The organism is Sphingopyxis panaciterrulae, from assembly GCF_014199295.1.
Classification (GTDB): Bacteria; Pseudomonadota; Alphaproteobacteria; order Sphingomonadales; family Sphingomonadaceae; genus Sphingopyxis; species Sphingopyxis panaciterrulae.
Genome location: NZ_JACIJH010000003.1, coordinates 162,877 through 177,952 on the forward strand (window position 1 = coordinate 162,877; position 15,076 = coordinate 177,952).

Below are 15,076 nucleotides of genomic sequence, written 5' to 3' on the forward strand. Positions count from 1 at the left end.
TGCGCGGCCGCTGATCTTCGGATCAGCGGTTCGTCGCTTCCCAATGCGACTTTATCGCGGCGCTGCCCGGCGCCAGGCGATGCGCCTTGGCCAGATAGTCGCGTCCGACCGCGCGATCCGTCCCGGACGACCAGAGCACCCAGCCCAGACTGTCGAGAATCGAAGCATTGTCGGGTGCCTGCTTCAGCGCATCTTTCAGCAGCGTGATCGCCTGGTCCGCCTGCCCGTCCTGAAAATGCGCCCAGCCCAGATTGTTGAGAATCAACGCGTCGGGCCGGACGCCCTCGCGCTCGATCAGCGCCTCATATGCCAGGATCGCCCCTTTCCAGTTCTTCACCGCCAACGCCCGATCGGCCCGAACGAGCAAATTGGCCGTCCGGGCGGGCGATGGCTTCGCGGCCCGCGCCGCATAGCCGGCCGCGGCCTTGGCCTGTCCCGCCGCCTTCGCATGGCGGGCGAGCGCCGCGAGGACCGCGCGCGACGGATCGGGACGGGCAGCCAGGGGTTCGAGCGTCGCCACCGCGCGCCCGGGATCGTCCGTCGCCGCAAAGGCGGACGCCAGCATCAGCGCGGCATCCTCGTCCCGCACCCCGCCACCCAGATAGCGCGACAGTTCGGCGATCGCGATGTCGTGATTGCCCAGCGCCATCGCGACCCGCCCCGCCAATAGCTGAATCGCCGGGCGGTCGCCGGCGAGCTGGCGGGCGGCCAGCAATTTTTCCTGCGCCGCTCGCGGATCGCCGCGCAGCAGCGCCAGCCGCGATTCGGCGATCGCGGTCGCCGGCGATTGCGGCGCCATCCGGTGCAGCCGCTCGACGACCGCGCTCAAGCCCTTCGCATCCTCGATCGCCGCGAGCAGTTCGGCCTGCGCGGCAAGCGGGCCGCTGTTCAGCGGATTCCGCTTTTCGGCCGCCGCATAATGCGCCAGCGCGCCGCTGACATTGGCACGGCGCTGATCGAGCGCGCCCGCGACCATCTCGATCTCGAACCCGTCGCCTCCCGCCTTGCGCGCGGTCGCGATCAGCCGCTCGGCTTCGGGCAGGTCGCCGCGCACGATCGCGAGGCGCGCCGCCACCGGCTGGAGCCCGGCATCGCCGGGATGATCGGTCAGGCCGGCAGCGACCTCCTTCTCCGCAGCCCCCGTGTCGCCGCCGTCGATCGCGCACAAGGCACGCACGCGCCGCAGCGTGGCGGACAAAGGCGTCTTGCCCGGCGCGGCCGCCAGAAGATCGCCGCACTGGCCGCGAAGCATGTCGGCTTCCGCGCGCATGTCCGTCAGTTCGGCCGATGCGGCCCCGTCGCCGAGGCGCGCCAGGGTCGCCGCCGCCCCGACGCCGTCGCCGCTCGCGATCTGAATCCGCGCCATGAGCGTCAACGCGCCCGCGTTGGCGGGCTCTGCCTTCAGAAGATTCATGAGTTCGATTCGCGCATCGGCCCATTGCCCTCCGGCATAAAGGCGCTGCGCCTCATCGAGGCTCGCGTCGCGCCCCGGCTGGCAGGCAGCGAGGAGCGCGAGCGCGGGCAAAATCAGTAATGGGCGCATCCGGTCGAACCTCCCTCGGAACCTTTGCGAGGGAGTCTAGAGGCCAATGGTCACCGGTGCGTTAAGCAGCCATGCTCAGCGGCACTTCAATTCGCCGCGATCGATCGCGCGCCCGAGCAGGCCTCCGCCCGCGGCGCCGATAATCGTCCCGACGGTCCGGTCGCGCCCGCCGTCGAGTTCGCGGCCGAGAAGCGCACCCGCGGCCGCGCCGATGATGAGCCCGGTCGTCCCATTGTCGCGGCGGCAGTGATAACGGCCGTCGTCGCCGCGCCAGACGCGATCGTCGCGCGACAGGCGCCGCGGCTCATAATAGCGTCCATAGCTGTCATAGAGCGCGCGATCCTTGGCGCGCTTGCCGTGCGCCGGAGCCCAGGGCGGCGGGTCGGCCCAGGCCGAAGCGGAAGGCATGGCGACGGCGGCAAGAACCGCGGCGGCGAGAAATTTCTTCACGGCACTTTCCTTTCTCTGCTCCGCATCGAATAGCCCCCGCCGCCCGAACCCGCGATGAACGGCCAAGCAGCGAAGCGGTTGTTTCGAAGCTGGATTCCAAGACACGAATTGACAGGGCTGGACGTTGCTGACTGGCAAAAGATAGGTGGCGGAGACGGAGGGATTCGAACCCTCGGTACCGGATTTACCAGTACGACGGTTTAGCAAACCGTTGGTTTCAGCCACTCACCCACGTCTCCGCATGGCTGCCGCGCTAACGGCAGTTTGGCCTCGGCGGGCGCTATAGCCAGCACCGCGACGCGCCGCAACGCCCAATATTGCCCTTTTTCGCTGCCGTTCCAGATCAGCTACGCCAAAAGCGATTCGACCCGGCGTAAAATCGACTCGGGTCATCGCCGGTTCATTGCCCGCGATTCAAAGAGAGAGTCATGGTCGAAAGCGGGTCGCGCGTTTATCGTGGGTCGCCAGCGAAGAGAGTGGGGAAGATTATGCGTTCCAGTTTAACCAGATTTGCCGCGATGGCGATGGCGATCGCGACCGCCGGCCTGATCCTGTCGCCGCTCCCCGCCGCGGCGCAGATGACGGAGGTCGACCCCAATACGGCGATCGATTCCGACCTCGACAATCCGAACCAGACCCCTCCGCCCCCCGCGACGAATGAAACGCCCGATTACGGCACGGATTACGGCGCCCCCACCCCTGATCCTTCGCTCGACGGCGACCTCGCGACCGGCAACGAACAGGTCACGGGCGTTCCCCAGGATTCCGCTGCGGGTACGACCCCGACCGATCCCGGAACCGCCGCGACCAGCGTCGACCCCAGCACCACCTACAAGGAGGACGATCTCATCGGCGCCGCGGAGGGCGTGTTCGGCAAGGGCGCGCAGGGTCTTGCGGGCCTGATCGAGGATATCCTCAAGAAGCAGGGCGAGCCCAATGCCTATATCGTCGGGCGCGAGGCAGGCGGCGCGCTCGTGGTCGGCCTGCGCTATGGCTCGGGCACGCTCTATCACAAGGTCGAGGGCGAACGCCCGGTCTATTGGACGGGACCGTCGATCGGTTTCGACGCGGGCGCCAATGCGGGCAACACCTTCGTTCTCGTCTATAACCTCTTCGACACCGAGGACCTCTACAAGCGCTTCCCCGCCGGCGAAGGCGCCGCCTATCTGGTGGGCGGTTTCAACGCCTCCTATATGCGGAGCGGCGATGTGGTCCTCATCCCGATCCGCGTCGGCGTCGGCGCGCGGCTCGGCGCCAATGTCGGCTATATGAAGTTCAGCAAGAAGCAGCGCTGGCTGCCTTTCTGATCCCCGGCTTGCCAAGGGGGCGACCGCCCGCGCTTCGCTGCGGGCTTTTTCTTTGACGATCGCGATGATCGTGGCAGCAGAGTTCCGGTGGAAGCGACGGCGATTTCCGACCCGAAATGCCGTCCTGCGTCCCTAATCCCCGTCAAAGGCGATCAGCGTTTCGCAGGCGATCCCGGCGTCGGCCAGTCGCTGCGAGCCACCGAGGTCGGGCAGGTCGATGACGAAAAGCGCAGCGGCAACCTCTGCCCCCACCTGCTTCATCAGCCGCGCGGTGGCGAGGATCGTGCCGCCGGTCGCGAGCAGGTCGTCGATCAGTACGACGCGGTGCCCCACCACGACCGCGCCTTCATGCAGCTCAAGCCGGTCGACGCCATATTCCAGTTCGTAATCGACCCCGATCGTCACGCCGGGAAGCTTGCCTGCCTTGCGCACCGGAACGAGGCCCAGCCCCATGGCGGTCGCCATCGCGGCGCCGAACAGAAAGCCGCGGGCCTCCACCGCGACGATCAGATCGGGGCGATAGACGGCGGCGCGCGCGCTCATCCGCCGGACGCTCTCGGCGAAACCGGCCGCGTCGGCGATCAGGGTGGTAATGTCACGAAACTGGATACCCGGCTTCGGAAAGTCGGGAATCGTGCGGACGAGCGCCGCCAGATCGAGGTCGGGACGGGGAGGAAGCGCGATCATGGCGCCGCCCTTCCCCTCCGTCCGATCAATGCTCCTTGTCGGCCCAGATGTTCCGGTACGACAGATAGGCGAGAATGCTGAAGATGCTCAGGAACAGGAAGGCGGCCCAGCCCACCCGCATCCGCTGCACCAGCTTGGGCTCCGCGGTCCACACAAGGAAAGCCGTGACGTCGCTCGCCATCGCCTTCACATCGTTCGGCGACCCGTCGGCGAACGTAACCTGGCCGTCGGTCAGCGGCGGCGCCATCGCGAGGTTGAGGTTCGCGAAATAGGGGTTGTAGTGGAGCCCCGTCGCCGGCTGCAATTCCTTCGGCAGATTCGCTGGCGGGTTCTGGAAACCGGTCAGCAGCGAATAGACATAATCCTTGCCGTCTTCGCGCGCCTTGGTGATCAGCGACAGGTCCGGCGGCAGCGCATTGTTGTTCGCCGCGCGCGCCGCGACCTCGTTCGCATAGGGCGCCGGGAAATGATCCGACGGCAAGCCATCGCGCGTCGCCGGCTCGCCCGTGTCGGGGTTGATCGACGGCACCTGGAAGCCCTTGGCGAAGGTTTTCACCTGCCCCTCGGTGTAGCCGAGTTCGGCAACATCGCGCAGCGCGACATGATCGAGGCTGTGGCAGGCCGAGCAGACTTCCTTGTACACCTGAAGGCCGCGCTGCAGCTTGGCCTTGTCCCAGTGCGGAAACAGGCCGTCACTCGACAGCGGGAGGTGGCGCGCCTCCTTGTGGAACGCGTGAGCGGCTTGCGGCTCATTCGACAGGGGCGTCGTAACGATCGCGCACAGCAGCGCGACGATGAAACCCAGGCCGACGAGAAATCCGAGCGGACGAACCATGGCTGTATCAGCTCCTATAAAAGTCCGGCGCTCAGGCCGTTGCCGAGGCCGACGATTTGTCGGCATGCTTTGCGAGAACCGCTTCCGTGATCGAGTTCGGCATCGGCAGCGGCCGCTCGATCCGCGAGATGATCGGCAGGATGACCAGGAAATGCGCGAAATAATAGGCTGCGCCGATTTGGCTCAGGATCACCCACGGCTGTTCGGCCGGCATCTTGCCACAGACGCCGAGCAGCAGCACGTCAGCCACCAGCACCCAGAAGAAGATGCGATTGAGCGGACGATAGCGCGACGACTTCACCGGCGAGCTGTCGAGCCACGGCAGGAAGAACAGCAGCGCGATCGAGGCGAACATCGCGATGACGCCCCACAGCTTCGCGTCGATCCACAGGAAGTTGAAGGTGAAGGCGCGCAGGATCGCGTAGAAGGGCCAGAAATACCATTCGGGAACGATATGCGCCGGCGTCGAAAGCGGGTTCGCCGGAATATAGTTGTCGGCGTGGCCGAGCATGTTCGGGCTGAAGAAGGTCAGCGCGACGAACACGAGCAGGAAAATGCCGAGCCCGAAGCCGTCCTTCGCGGTGTAATAGGGATGGAACGGGACCGTGTCCTGCTCGTCCTTCACATCGATGCCGGTCGGGTTGTTCGACCCCGGAATGTGCAGCGCCCAGATGTGCAGGATCACGACGCCCGCAATCACGAAGGGCAGCAGATAGTGCAGCGAGAAGAAGCGGTTGAGCGCGGCGTTGTCGGGCGCGAAGCCGCCGAGCAGCCAGACGCGGATCGGCTCGCCGACCGCAGGAATGGCCGAGAAGAAGCCGGTGATGACCTGCGCCCCCCAGAAGCTCATCTGCCCCCAGGGAAGCACATAGCCCATGAAGGCGGTCGCCATCATCAGCAGGAAGATCACGACGCCGAGCAGCCACACCATTTCGCGCGGCGCCTTGTACGATCCATAGTAAAGGCCGCGGAAGATGTGGAGATAGACGACGATGAAGAACATGCTCGCGCCGTTCATGTGCGCATAGCGGATGAACCAGCCGGCGTTGACGTCGCGCATGATATGCTCGACCGAGTCGAAGGCGACGCCCGCATTGGCGGCATAGTGCATCGCCAGCACGATGCCGGTGACGATCTGGATGACCAGCGCGGCGCCAGCAAGGACGCCGAAGTTCCAGAAATAGTTGAGGTTGCGCGGAACCGGATAGCCCGGACCGGTGGCGTTGTAGATAAGCCGCGGAATCGGCAGTTTCTCGTCCATCCACTTCATCAGCGGATGCTGGGGTTCGTAGCTCTTGGCCCAGGGAAAGCTCATCTTATCTCGCTCCTCAGCCGATCGTCACGACGGTGTCGCTGGTGAAGTCATAGGGCGGCACCTCCAGATTCTTGGGCGCCGGGCCTTTGCGGATGCGCGCCGCGGTATCGTAGTGCGAGCCGTGACACGGGCAGAAATAGCCCCCGAAATCGCCGCGCGGCTCGCCCTCGGCCGCGCCGAGCGGGACGCAGCCCAGGTGGGTGCAGACGCCGAGCGTGATCAGCCAGTTTTCCTTGCCGGGCTTGGTCCGCTCATCGATCGTCTGCGGATCGCGCAGATCGCTGAGCGGCACCTTCTTCGCCGCCTCGATCTCGGCCGGAACGAGGTTGCGGACGAACACGGGCTGCTTGCGCCAGCTCGTCTTGATCGCCTGGCCGGGCTGGATCGCCGAAATGTCGATCTCGGTCGACGACAGCGCGAGCACGTCGGCCGACGGATTCATCTGGTTGACCAGCGGAAGCACCACCGTGGCGGCACCGACCCCGGCGAAGCTGACGGCGGCGATATTGATGAAATCCCGGCGCCGCACGCCATCTTCGATGTCGGCGTTGAGACTGGTTTCACTGGCCATTCGATTGCCCTTGCATGGCTGAACTGACAAATTCGCACGGTATGCAGGGTGCCCTGTTTGCGCATGCTGGACGCGGCGCAGCCCGGCGGCCCCTCCGGGAATTGCCGGCCTGATAGCCGCACATCCCGGCCTTGCCAACAGGCAATTTCCCTTTGCCGCGTCGGGCATGACACCGCGGGCATCGACCTCGATTCCCGCACCGGCGCGCGCTATGGCGACCGGATGGACATCGCCCTCTTCCAGCCCGATATCGCCGGGAACGTCGGCACGATGCTGCGCACCGCCGCCTGTTTCGGCGCGCCCGCGCATATCGTCGAGCCCTGCGGCTTCCCCTTTTCCGACGCGGCGCTGAAGCGCGCGGGGATGGATTATGCCGTGCGTGCGAATGTCCGCCGCCATGCCGACTGGGCAGCCTTCGAAGACTGGCGCACCGCGGCGGCGAAGCGTCTCGTGCTGCTTACCACCGGGGGCGCGACGCCGCTGCCCGATTTTGACTTCGATCAAGGCGATCTGCTGTTGTTCGGGTCAGAGAGCGCCGGCGTTCCGCCGCATGTCCACGCGGCGGCCGCGGCGCGGGTCGCGATTCCGATGCAGCCGAGCTTTCGTTCCTTGAATGTCGCGGTGGCTGCTGGCATCGCGCTCGCCGAGGCGCTCAGACAGACGAAAGGCTTTGCGGCATGATCTCGCTCGATTCCCAGCAACAGGCGACGCGCGACTGGTTCGAGTCGCTGCGCGACCGCATCTGCGCCGAATTTGAGGCGATTGAGCGCGAGGCGGGCAGCGATGCCGCCTTCGCCTATACGCCCTGGGACCGCGAGGCCGACGGAATCGAGCCCGGCGAAGGCGGCGGCGGGGTACGCGGCGTGATGACCGGGCAGGTGTTCGAAAAGGTCGGCGTCAACGTCTCGACCGTCGGCGGCCAGTTCGCGCCCGATTTCGCGCAATCGATCCACGGCGCGGGCGAGGATCCGCGCTTCTTCGCGACCGGCATCAGCCTCGTCGCGCATATGGCGAACCCGCATGTCCCGGCGGTGCATATGAACACGCGCTTCCTCGTCACGACGAAGCGCTGGTTCGGGGGCGGTGCCGACCTCAATCCGCCGATTCCCTATGCGCAGGACACCGACGATTTCCACGCCCGGCTGCGCGCCGCCTGCGCGCCCTTCGGCCCCGACGTCTACGAACGCTACGCCAAATGGGCCGACGATTATTTCTATATCCCGCACCGCGGCGTCCACCGCGGGGTGGGCGGTATCTTCTACGACCATCTCGAATGCCGCGACGATGCCGAGTTCGACCGCCAGTTCGAATTCACCCGCGCGGTGGGCGAAGCGTTCCTCGACATATTTCCGCAGATCGTGCGGCGGCGGATGGCGACGCCCTTCACCGACGCCGAGCGCGAGGCGCAACTCGTCTGGCGCGGCCGCTATGCCGAGTTCAACCTCGTCTACGACCGCGGAACCCTGTTCGGGCTCAAGACCGGCGGCAATATCGACGCGATCCTGATGAGCCTGCCGCCGCTCGCCAAATGGAGCTGACCGGCAAAGAGGCGCCCCGCCGCCGGAGCGCCTCTTCCGTTTCCGCGTCGGAACCCGTCAGGCGAAAATCTCACCCGAAGTCGTGCCCGACGAAATCGCCCGATAGATGCCGACGGGCATCGACAGCGACAGCATCAGGATCGGCAGATAGACGATCAACCCCAGGACGATCATCGCCACCATCGCGCCGACTGCGGAGCCGCCTGCCAGCGCCCCCGTAATTCCGCCGAAGATCAGGCCGGCGATGAAAGCATAGACGACCATCAGGATGGTGAAGAGGATATAGAAACCCACGATCGCCCACTGCGAAGCCCCCGTCAGCTTCCAGGATTCGGTGATGCCGGTGACCGGATTGCGCGTCAGCTTCTGCGCCATCACCGGCCCGGCGACCGACAGCCGCCCCTGCAGCCACAGGAAGAAGACCAGCACCGCCACATAATAGACGAATGCGACCGCCATCGCGCCGCCGCTGAGCGCCCCCGACTGGAACGCGCCGGGCGAGAACGCCCCCGCCCCGCCGAGCACCGCCCCGAAGATAAGCATCAGGACGAAGGAAATGATCATCATCACGATATAGGCGATGGCCATCACCACGAACATGCCGAGCGCGAAGGCCGGACCGGCCTGAAAGGCCCAGCCGAAGTTGGGTGCCTCGTCCGGATGCAGCCCCCCGCGCCAGATCAGCATTCCCACGGCATAGAGAATGACGGCCGCCAGAATCGCGAACAGGAAGATTCGGCTGAAAGCCCCCAGCATCACGGACGGGTCGTTGGTGGTCGTCGCCATCGCCATGGCGGCGAAGGTCGAGCCGAGCATAAGATAGCCGAGGATGCCGAGCACGACGATCGTACCGCCCATCCACATCAGCATCTTGGTCCAATTGGCCTTCAGAAACGCGAAGGTTTCCGAAAAGGCTGCCCCGATACTCATCTTGATCATGTTGTTTCCCCTGCTTGTTGAGCCTCGTTCTTCCTTTCGTGTGAAATACGACCCCGCTTATGGTCTACAGCAACCAGCGTGCATCCGCGACCTTTTCCTTCCGTTACGGAAAGGTACCCGTTCAGCCGAAGACATCGCCCGCATTGCGCATCGCGAGCTGGCGATAGGTCGCCGCCGTGACGGCCAGCGTTACCATGCCGGCGACCGCGGCGATGCCGCCTTCGACAAGGCCGCTCACGATATGCCCGACCCCCTCGTTCGTCCCGGAAATGGCCATGATGATGCCGCCGAAGATCATCGCGACGATCATCGTCACCAGCGCGACGAGGAACAGGAAGAGGAAAATCCGCCAGCCATTGTCCTTCGTCAGCGCCCAGCCCTGCCGAAACGCCGTGATCGGATTGCGTTCGGAGCGATCCGCGACCACCGGCGCGACCACCGCGAACCGGCCCCACAGATAAAAGGCAGGAAGGATCAGAAGCAAGGCGCCAGCCGCGATCATCAGTCCCAGCATGATCTGGATCGCGATCATCGTCGGCGCCATCATGAGCGCGAAGGTCAGCGCTTCGCCGACGCTGACGCCGCTCCGCGACAGCCAGAGACGCAGAATGCCGACGCCGCCGATGGCGGAGATCAGGCCGACCAGGATTTGATAGGGGATCGCGTGCTCCAGATTCTCACGCGTCGCGAGCATGATCTGGTCGAACGTCGCACCGGCGGGCGGTTCGATCGGTGTCGGCCCGAACCAGCTCACCGCCAATGTCGGCAGGAAAAGGAAAACGGCGGCGATGGCCCACGTCAGGCCGCTATAGGAGCGCAGCAGGACCAGACTGTCGTCCCAGGCTGCGCTCATGTCGAATTTCGGCATTTATGCTCCGTCTCTGTTTTCCCGTTGCGGGGGAGACTGGCGTCCAGCTTCCTGCTTGTCCAGCCTTGTTAACGATTTGGACCACCCCCTTGCGCTCGCCGGCCGGCGCGGGCAGGAGGCACGCAATGACCCATCTGCCGTCACCGGAATGGCGCGTTTCGCCGGACCTTACCGACTATCCCCCGGCGCTGGCCGACATGGAGCAGCGCGCGGCGGCGATTCATGCCGGCGAAGCGAACGAACGCATCTGGCTGCTCGAGCACCCGCCGCTGTATACCGCCGGCACCAGCGCCGATCCCGCCGAGCTGCTCGAGGCGCGCTTTCCCGTCTATGACGCCGGGCGCGGCGGGCGCTATACCTATCATGGCCCCGGCCAACGCGTCGGCTATGTCCAGCTCGACCTGACACGGCGCGGGCGCGACGTGCGCGCCTATGTCCATGCGCTCGAAGGCTGGGTCATCGACGCGCTTGCCGCGCTGGGCGTTCCCGCGCGCCGTGCCGAGGGCCGGATCGGCATCTGGACCGACGACGCGCAGGGCCGCGAGGCCAAGATCGGCGCGATCGGGGTCCGCGTGCGCCGCTGGGTGACGCTGCACGGCTTTTCGCTCAACGTCGCGCCCGACCTCGCGCATTTCGGGGGCATCGTGCCGTGCGGGATCGCCGAATATCCGGTCACCAGCCTCGCCGCGCTCGGCATCGACGCGGGATTCGAGGACGTCGACGCCGCGCTTCGCGCCAGCTTTCCCGCCTTTCTCGACAAGCTTTCATCGAGCGACTAGGACATCGGCATGACCCGCCTTCTCCTTGCCTCCGCTCTCTTCCTCTCGCTTACGGCCTGTGGCGGCAGCGATTCGGGCACCAAGACCACGACCAAGCTCGATGCGGTCGAGGTGCAGCCGGGAACGATCAGCGATTCGATGATTACCCTCGACGACACCGATATCGACGGCACGGCGGTCGACAACCGCGTCCCGGATGACGCCAAGACGCCGAAAAAGGAAGATGAGGCAGCCGGCGACGAAGCAGCCGACACGACCGAAGAAGCGGCCGATCCCGACGCGGTCCCGGCTCCGGCCGCGCGCAAGACCCTGCCCCCGACGCCCGCACCGGCAAAGAGCGAATAGCTAGCGCAACCCCAGCGCCTTGTGCGTCTGCAATGACAGGCGCCAGCGCGGGTCCGCCATCACCAGGTCGATACAGGCGCGGACATTGGCGGCCGCGTTCGCATCGTCGAGCGGCTGGATCAGCCGATGCGCGAAATCGAGCTGCGCGAGGCGTTCGACGTCGCTCCCCGGCTGGGGCCAGACGAGTTTCAACTCATCGCCGTGCGTCTGGACGAGGGTGCTGCCGGCCTTGGGGCTGACGCAGATCCAGTCGATGCTGCGCGGCACCGGAAAAGTGCCGTTGGTCTCGATCGCAATCGTGAAGCCCTCGGCGTGCAGCGCGTCGATCAGTGCCGCGTCGACCTGCAGCATCGGCTCGCCGCCGGTCAGCACGACATAACGGTCCGCATCGCCCATCCCCCAAGCCTCTGCCACGGCCGCGGCAAGCCCGGCCGCGGTCGGATATTTACCGCCGAGCGTGCCGTTGGTGCCGACGAAATCGGTATCGCAGAACCGGCACGTCGCCTTGGCCCGATCCGCCTCGCGTCCGCTCCACAGATTGCAGCCCGAAAAGCGGCAGAAGACTGCGCGCCGCCCCGCCTGCGCGCCCTCCCCCTGCAGGGTCAGGAAAATCTCTTTGACGGCATAGGCCATGTCAGGCGTAGCGGGTCGGGTCGGCCAGCCCGGCATCGGCAAAACCCTTGCGGCGCAGGCGGCAACTGTCGCACTGGCCGCAATGCAGCCCCTCAGGCGTCGGGTCGTAGCAGGACCAGCTCATCCCCGCATCCATGCCAAGCCGCGCCGCCTCGGTCGCGATATCGGCCTTGCTCATATGCTGGAGCGGGGCGTGGATATGGAAATCGACGCCCTTGTCGCCATCGCGCGTCGCGAGCCGCGCCAGCGCCTCGAAGCCCGCAATGAACTCCGGGCGACAGTCGGGATAGCCCGAATAATCGAGCGCGTTGACGCCGATGACGATATCCTGCGCCCTCCGCGCCTCGGCAAGCCCGAGCGTCAGCGACAGGAAGATCAGGTTGCGCGCCGGCACATAGGTGACCGGAATATCGTCGCCTACCCCGTCCTTCGGCACGTCGATATCGGCCGTCAGCGCCGAGCCGCCGAAACGGCGCAGATCGAGCGGCAGGACGATGTGCTCGGCGGCGCCCACGAAATCGGCGATCCGCGCCGCCGATTCGAGCTCGACGCGGTGGCGCTGGTTGTAGTCGACCGTCAACGCGACGATCCGCGCGCCCGCCTCGCGCGCGAGCCCCGCGCAAACCATCGAGTCGAGCCCGCCCGACAGGAGGACGATCATCGTTTTTCCGTGCATATCGTGCATCGGCGCCCGATACGCCGGGGCTGCGGTCAGCGCAAGGCGGGTGCCGCGATGCGGCAAAGAAACGGGCCGCGCGACAATTGCCCCGCGGCCCAGTTCGGCATGAAAGCCGTTTAGGGAGAAGAACACACAATAGTGTGCCGTAGGTCGATCCTAATCACCGATGGTTAACGGCGCGTTACAGACGAGTGGCGGGCTCAGCCGCCGGTGCACGCTCCGACCCGGCGCGCCTCGATCGCCTGCGAAAAGGGTTTGCCCTCGGCGATGCCCTGGGTATCGATCTGGACCAGCCGGTTGGTTTCCGAACGGATCGTGGTGCGGCCATGCCCGGCACCCGGACAGGTATAATGGACCGTCACCGAATTGGGCTTGTCCTCGATCACGAAGCGCGAGCAGCCGCTGCGCGGGTGCCGAATCTGGATCATCCGCCGCGCGTCGCCCAGGCACAAGCTGTGCAGCGCGTTCTGCGTTCCGCGCTCGGTGAGCTGCCAGCGCCCCTTTTCCAGCCTGTCGAGCATCGCAAGCGACGGCGCCTGTGCCGGGGCCGCGACAGCGGCCATCAGCACGAGCGTCGTACCAGTCAAAGCCCATCGAAACAAAGGAGTAAAGATCGCCATTTCCATCCATTCCCCGATCCACACGGGATTAGAGTGCGACCCTGTGCAGCGGCAGATAGCGATTCCCCCGGCCGATTTCAACCGCTTGGCGGCTCATCCCCGTTTCATCGCGAAACGCACCGGTCAGTCGTGGCTGGCTATCTCGTCCAAGGGGATCGGAAACAGGCGCGAGCAGAAGGCGCAATCGACCTCGATCGTTCCGCTTTCGTCAGCCATCTCGCGCCGTTCCACTTCGGGGAATTTAGAGAGCACGCCGGCAAAATAATCGAGGCTGCAGCGGCAGCCGCGCGACACGGCGAGGCCCGGCTCGATACGCACCTCCTCTTCCTCGTGAAACAGGCGCCAGGCCAGCGTTTCGAGCGAGGTCGCGGGATCGGTGAGTTCCTCCGGCTTGAGCGTTTCGGCGATGGTCCGCGCATGCGCCCATTCGGGATGATCGTGCCGGACGTGCAGCCGGTCGCGTCCGACCTCCCCTTCCGGCAGATGCTGAAGCAGCAGCCCGCCCGCGACGCACCCCGCCTCGGCATCGTGACGCGCCGCGAGCCGGATCAGGCTCGGGATCTGCTCCGATTGCCCGAAATAATGCTCGGCGGCATCGCCGATCGATGCGCCCTCGAGCGGCACGATGCCCTGATAGCGCTCGCCGCTTGCCGCCTGGTCGAAGGTGATCGCCAGGAATCCCTCGCCGAACAGGGCGAAGAGGGTCGGATCGGTCCCGACCTCGGCTAGGCGCTCGGCATCGAACCGCAGATAGCCGCGCAGTTCGCCGCCCCTGTAGTCGCAGACGAGCAGTTCGACCGGCCCGCCGCCGGTCTGCGCCTGCAGCGTCAACTGGCTTTCCGGGTCCTTGAGCGTCGAGCCGAGCAGCACGGTGAGCACCAGCGCCTCGGCAAGCAGCTTCTCTGCCGTCGGCGGATAGCTATGCGCCGCCATGATGCTGTTCAGCACCGGCCCCAGCCGCACCAAACGTCCCCGCACATGCCGTTCGGCGATGGTGAACAGCAGGGGCTGGTCGAACCAGGTCTCGATCGTCTCGCTCACAATTTCTCCAGCGCCCAGAGCAGGATCGACTTCTGCGCATGAACGCGGTTCTCGGCCTCGTCCCAGACGCGCGAGCGCGGGCCGTCGATCACCGCGTCGACCACTTCCTCGCCGCGGTGCGCGGGCAGGCAATGAAGGAACAGCGCGTCGCCCTTCGCTTCGCCCATCAGCCGTTCGTCGATCTGGTAGGGCGCCATCGCCGCCAGCTTGTTGTGGGCATGGTCCTGCCCCATCGAGACCCAGGTGTCGGTGACGACGACATCGGCGTTCGCGGCCGCCGCGCGCGCGTCGCGCACGATGTCGATCCGCGCGCCCCTTGCGCGCGCCGCCTCGACGAACGTCGCGTCGGGTTCATAACCCTGCGGGACGCCGGCGCGAACGTTGAAGCCGAACAGGCCGGCCGCCTCGATCAGCGAGGCAAGGACATTGTTGCCGTCGCCGAGCCAGGCGAGTTCGAGTCCGGGCAACGCCTTGCCATGCTCGACGAGCGTCAGCAGGTCGGCAACGATCTGGCACGGATGCGACAGGTCGGTCAGGCCGTTGATGATCGAGACCGAGGCATGGGCGGCCATCTCCTCCACCTTGGCATGGTCGTCGGTGCGGATCATGATCGCATCGGCATAGCGCGACATGACGCGCGCGGTATCGGCGATCGTCTCGCCGCGGCCGAGCTGGGTCGTTCCGGCATCCATCACGATCGACGTGCCGCCGAGCTGACGGATCGCGATGTCGAACGAAGCGCGGGTGCGCGTCGACTGCTTTTCGAAGATCATCGCGAGTACATGCCCCGCGAGCGGCGCATCGGCGTCGGCCTTGCCCTTCGGCCAGCCCGCGCGCGCTGCCTTGCGATCGATCGCGTCGGCCAGCATCGCGGCGACGGCATCGCCGCCGGCGTCGGACAGGTTCAGGAAATGCCGCATCAGCCC

At 66.0% G+C, this 15,076-nt stretch carries 18 protein-coding genes and 1 tRNA gene; 5 read left to right on the forward strand and 14 right to left on the reverse strand.

Annotated features, from left to right (window positions below; genetic code table 11):
- Window positions 1-22: 22 nt before the first annotated feature.
- The 3 genes from FHR21_RS07360 to FHR21_RS07370 all read right to left on the reverse strand — a co-directional run bounded on the left by FHR21_RS07360 (window position 23) and on the right by FHR21_RS07370 (window position 2,232).
- Window positions 23-1,543: a tetratricopeptide repeat protein gene (locus FHR21_RS07360; protein ID WP_184096809.1), complete on the reverse strand. Its 1,521-nt coding sequence runs from the start codon at window positions 1,541-1,543 to the stop codon at window positions 23-25.
- Between the two features lie 75 nt (window positions 1,544-1,618).
- Window positions 1,619-1,993, reverse strand: coding sequence for a glycine zipper 2TM domain-containing protein (locus FHR21_RS07365; RefSeq protein ID WP_184096811.1), 375 nt, complete (start codon window positions 1,991-1,993; stop codon window positions 1,619-1,621).
- Window positions 1,994-2,139: 146 nt separating this feature from the next.
- Window positions 2,140-2,232 (reverse strand) — tRNA-Ser (locus tag FHR21_RS07370).
- 249 nt (window positions 2,233-2,481) lie between these two features.
- Here FHR21_RS07370 and FHR21_RS07375 point away from each other — a divergent pair.
- Window positions 2,482-3,300: a DUF1134 domain-containing protein gene (locus FHR21_RS07375; protein ID WP_184096813.1), complete on the forward strand. Its 819-nt coding sequence runs from the start codon at window positions 2,482-2,484 to the stop codon at window positions 3,298-3,300.
- Window positions 3,301-3,432: 132 nt separating this feature from the next.
- Here the strand turns inward: FHR21_RS07375 and FHR21_RS07380 are convergent, their stop codons facing one another.
- Genes FHR21_RS07380 through petA form a run of 4 tightly spaced genes read right to left on the reverse strand, consistent with a single transcriptional unit; the run spans window position 3,433 to window position 6,708 of the window.
- Window positions 3,433-3,987, reverse strand: coding sequence for an adenine phosphoribosyltransferase (locus tag FHR21_RS07380; RefSeq protein ID WP_184096815.1), 555 nt, complete (start codon window positions 3,985-3,987; stop codon window positions 3,433-3,435).
- 25 nt (window positions 3,988-4,012) lie between these two features.
- Window positions 4,013-4,822, reverse strand: coding sequence for a cytochrome c1 (locus FHR21_RS07385; protein WP_184096817.1), 810 nt, complete (start codon window positions 4,820-4,822; stop codon window positions 4,013-4,015).
- Window positions 4,823-4,853: 31 nt separating this feature from the next.
- The gene (locus tag FHR21_RS07390; RefSeq protein ID WP_184096819.1) at window positions 4,854-6,137 is read right to left on the reverse strand and encodes a cytochrome b; all 1,284 of its coding nucleotides are present in this window, start codon (window positions 6,135-6,137) and stop codon (window positions 4,854-4,856) included.
- A gap of 13 nt (window positions 6,138-6,150) precedes the next feature.
- Window positions 6,151-6,708, reverse strand: coding sequence for a ubiquinol-cytochrome c reductase iron-sulfur subunit (gene petA, locus FHR21_RS07395; protein WP_184096821.1), 558 nt, complete (start codon window positions 6,706-6,708; stop codon window positions 6,151-6,153).
- 222 nt (window positions 6,709-6,930) lie between these two features.
- Between petA and FHR21_RS07400 the strand changes: the two genes are divergently transcribed.
- Window positions 6,931-7,389, forward strand: coding sequence for a tRNA (cytidine(34)-2'-O)-methyltransferase (locus FHR21_RS07400; protein WP_184096823.1), 459 nt, complete (start codon window positions 6,931-6,933; stop codon window positions 7,387-7,389).
- Window positions 7,386-8,246, forward strand: a complete 861-nt coding sequence (gene hemF / locus FHR21_RS07405; RefSeq protein WP_184096825.1) for an oxygen-dependent coproporphyrinogen oxidase — start codon at window positions 7,386-7,388, stop codon at window positions 8,244-8,246. The genes FHR21_RS07400 and hemF overlap by 4 nt, the downstream gene beginning before the upstream one ends.
- 57 nt (window positions 8,247-8,303) lie before the next feature.
- Here hemF and FHR21_RS07410 read toward each other — a convergent pair whose 3' ends face one another.
- Together FHR21_RS07410 and FHR21_RS07415 are read right to left on the reverse strand one after the other, a co-directional pair.
- Window positions 8,304-9,185, reverse strand: coding sequence for a hypothetical protein (locus FHR21_RS07410; RefSeq protein WP_184096827.1), 882 nt, complete (start codon window positions 9,183-9,185; stop codon window positions 8,304-8,306).
- Window positions 9,186-9,306: 121 nt separating this feature from the next.
- Window positions 9,307-10,053, reverse strand: a complete 747-nt coding sequence (locus FHR21_RS07415; RefSeq protein ID WP_184096829.1) for a DUF7847 domain-containing protein — start codon at window positions 10,051-10,053, stop codon at window positions 9,307-9,309.
- 125 nt (window positions 10,054-10,178) lie between these two features.
- On the opposite strand from FHR21_RS07415, the gene lipB reads away from it, so the two are divergent.
- The gene (gene lipB, locus FHR21_RS07420; RefSeq protein ID WP_184096831.1) at window positions 10,179-10,832 is read left to right on the forward strand and encodes a lipoyl(octanoyl) transferase LipB; all 654 of its coding nucleotides are present in this window, start codon (window positions 10,179-10,181) and stop codon (window positions 10,830-10,832) included.
- A 9-nt stretch (window positions 10,833-10,841) separates the two neighbouring features.
- The gene (locus tag FHR21_RS07425; RefSeq protein WP_184096833.1) at window positions 10,842-11,177 is read left to right on the forward strand and encodes a hypothetical protein; all 336 of its coding nucleotides are present in this window, start codon (window positions 10,842-10,844) and stop codon (window positions 11,175-11,177) included.
- Here FHR21_RS07425 and queE read toward each other — a convergent pair whose 3' ends face one another.
- From queE to argF, 5 genes are all read right to left on the reverse strand, one after another.
- Window positions 11,178-11,810: a 7-carboxy-7-deazaguanine synthase gene (queE, locus tag FHR21_RS07430; protein ID WP_184096835.1), complete on the reverse strand. Its 633-nt coding sequence runs from the start codon at window positions 11,808-11,810 to the stop codon at window positions 11,178-11,180.
- Between the two features lies 1 nt (window position 11,811).
- Window positions 11,812-12,495 (reverse strand): 7-cyano-7-deazaguanine synthase QueC, encoded by a 684-nt coding sequence (gene queC / locus FHR21_RS07435; RefSeq protein ID WP_184096837.1) that lies wholly within the window; start codon window positions 12,493-12,495, stop codon window positions 11,812-11,814.
- A gap of 194 nt (window positions 12,496-12,689) precedes the next feature.
- Window positions 12,690-13,052 (reverse strand): DUF3617 domain-containing protein, encoded by a 363-nt coding sequence (locus tag FHR21_RS07440; protein ID WP_246427105.1) that lies wholly within the window; start codon window positions 13,050-13,052, stop codon window positions 12,690-12,692.
- 180 nt (window positions 13,053-13,232) lie between these two features.
- The gene (gene hslO, locus FHR21_RS07445) at window positions 13,233-14,150 is read right to left on the reverse strand and encodes an Hsp33 family molecular chaperone HslO (RefSeq protein WP_184096839.1); all 918 of its coding nucleotides are present in this window, start codon (window positions 14,148-14,150) and stop codon (window positions 13,233-13,235) included.
- Window positions 14,147-15,073, reverse strand: a complete 927-nt coding sequence (gene argF, locus FHR21_RS07450; protein ID WP_184097166.1) for an ornithine carbamoyltransferase — start codon at window positions 15,071-15,073, stop codon at window positions 14,147-14,149. The genes hslO and argF overlap by 4 nt, the downstream gene beginning before the upstream one ends.
- Between the last annotated feature and the right edge of the window lie 3 nt (window positions 15,074-15,076).

What these genes read in the sequence shown, in the direction of transcription:
- queC (WP_184096837.1), bottom strand. Translation starts at nt 12,495, where the DNA reads ATGCACGATATGCACGGAAAAACGATGATCGTCCTCCTGTCGGGCGGG.
- FHR21_RS07415 (WP_184096829.1), bottom strand. Translation starts at nt 10,053, where the DNA reads ATGCCGAAATTCGACATGAGCGCAGCCTGGGACGACAGTCTGGTCCTG.
- FHR21_RS07360 (WP_184096809.1), bottom strand. Translation starts at nt 1,543, where the DNA reads ATGCGCCCATTACTGATTTTGCCCGCGCTCGCGCTCCTCGCTGCCTGC.
- petA (WP_184096821.1), bottom strand. Translation starts at nt 6,708, where the DNA reads ATGGCCAGTGAAACCAGTCTCAACGCCGACATCGAAGATGGCGTGCGG.
- FHR21_RS07375 (WP_184096813.1), top strand. Translation starts at nt 2,482, where the DNA reads ATGCGTTCCAGTTTAACCAGATTTGCCGCGATGGCGATGGCGATCGCG.
- FHR21_RS07440 (WP_246427105.1), bottom strand. Translation starts at nt 13,052, where the DNA reads ATGGCCGCTGTCGCGGCCCCGGCACAGGCGCCGTCGCTTGCGATGCTC.
- lipB (WP_184096831.1), top strand. Translation starts at nt 10,179, where the DNA reads ATGACCCATCTGCCGTCACCGGAATGGCGCGTTTCGCCGGACCTTACC.
- FHR21_RS07380 (WP_184096815.1), bottom strand. Translation starts at nt 3,987, where the DNA reads ATGATCGCGCTTCCTCCCCGTCCCGACCTCGATCTGGCGGCGCTCGTC.
- FHR21_RS07385 (WP_184096817.1), bottom strand. Translation starts at nt 4,822, where the DNA reads ATGGTTCGTCCGCTCGGATTTCTCGTCGGCCTGGGTTTCATCGTCGCG.
- hemF (WP_184096825.1), top strand. Translation starts at nt 7,386, where the DNA reads ATGATCTCGCTCGATTCCCAGCAACAGGCGACGCGCGACTGGTTCGAG.
- FHR21_RS07390 (WP_184096819.1), bottom strand. Translation starts at nt 6,137, where the DNA reads ATGAGCTTTCCCTGGGCCAAGAGCTACGAACCCCAGCATCCGCTGATG.
- queE (WP_184096835.1), bottom strand. Translation starts at nt 11,810, where the DNA reads ATGGCCTATGCCGTCAAAGAGATTTTCCTGACCCTGCAGGGGGAGGGC.
- FHR21_RS07425 (WP_184096833.1), top strand. Translation starts at nt 10,842, where the DNA reads ATGACCCGCCTTCTCCTTGCCTCCGCTCTCTTCCTCTCGCTTACGGCC.
- FHR21_RS07410 (WP_184096827.1), bottom strand. Translation starts at nt 9,185, where the DNA reads ATGATCAAGATGAGTATCGGGGCAGCCTTTTCGGAAACCTTCGCGTTT.
- FHR21_RS07400 (WP_184096823.1), top strand. Translation starts at nt 6,931, where the DNA reads ATGGACATCGCCCTCTTCCAGCCCGATATCGCCGGGAACGTCGGCACG.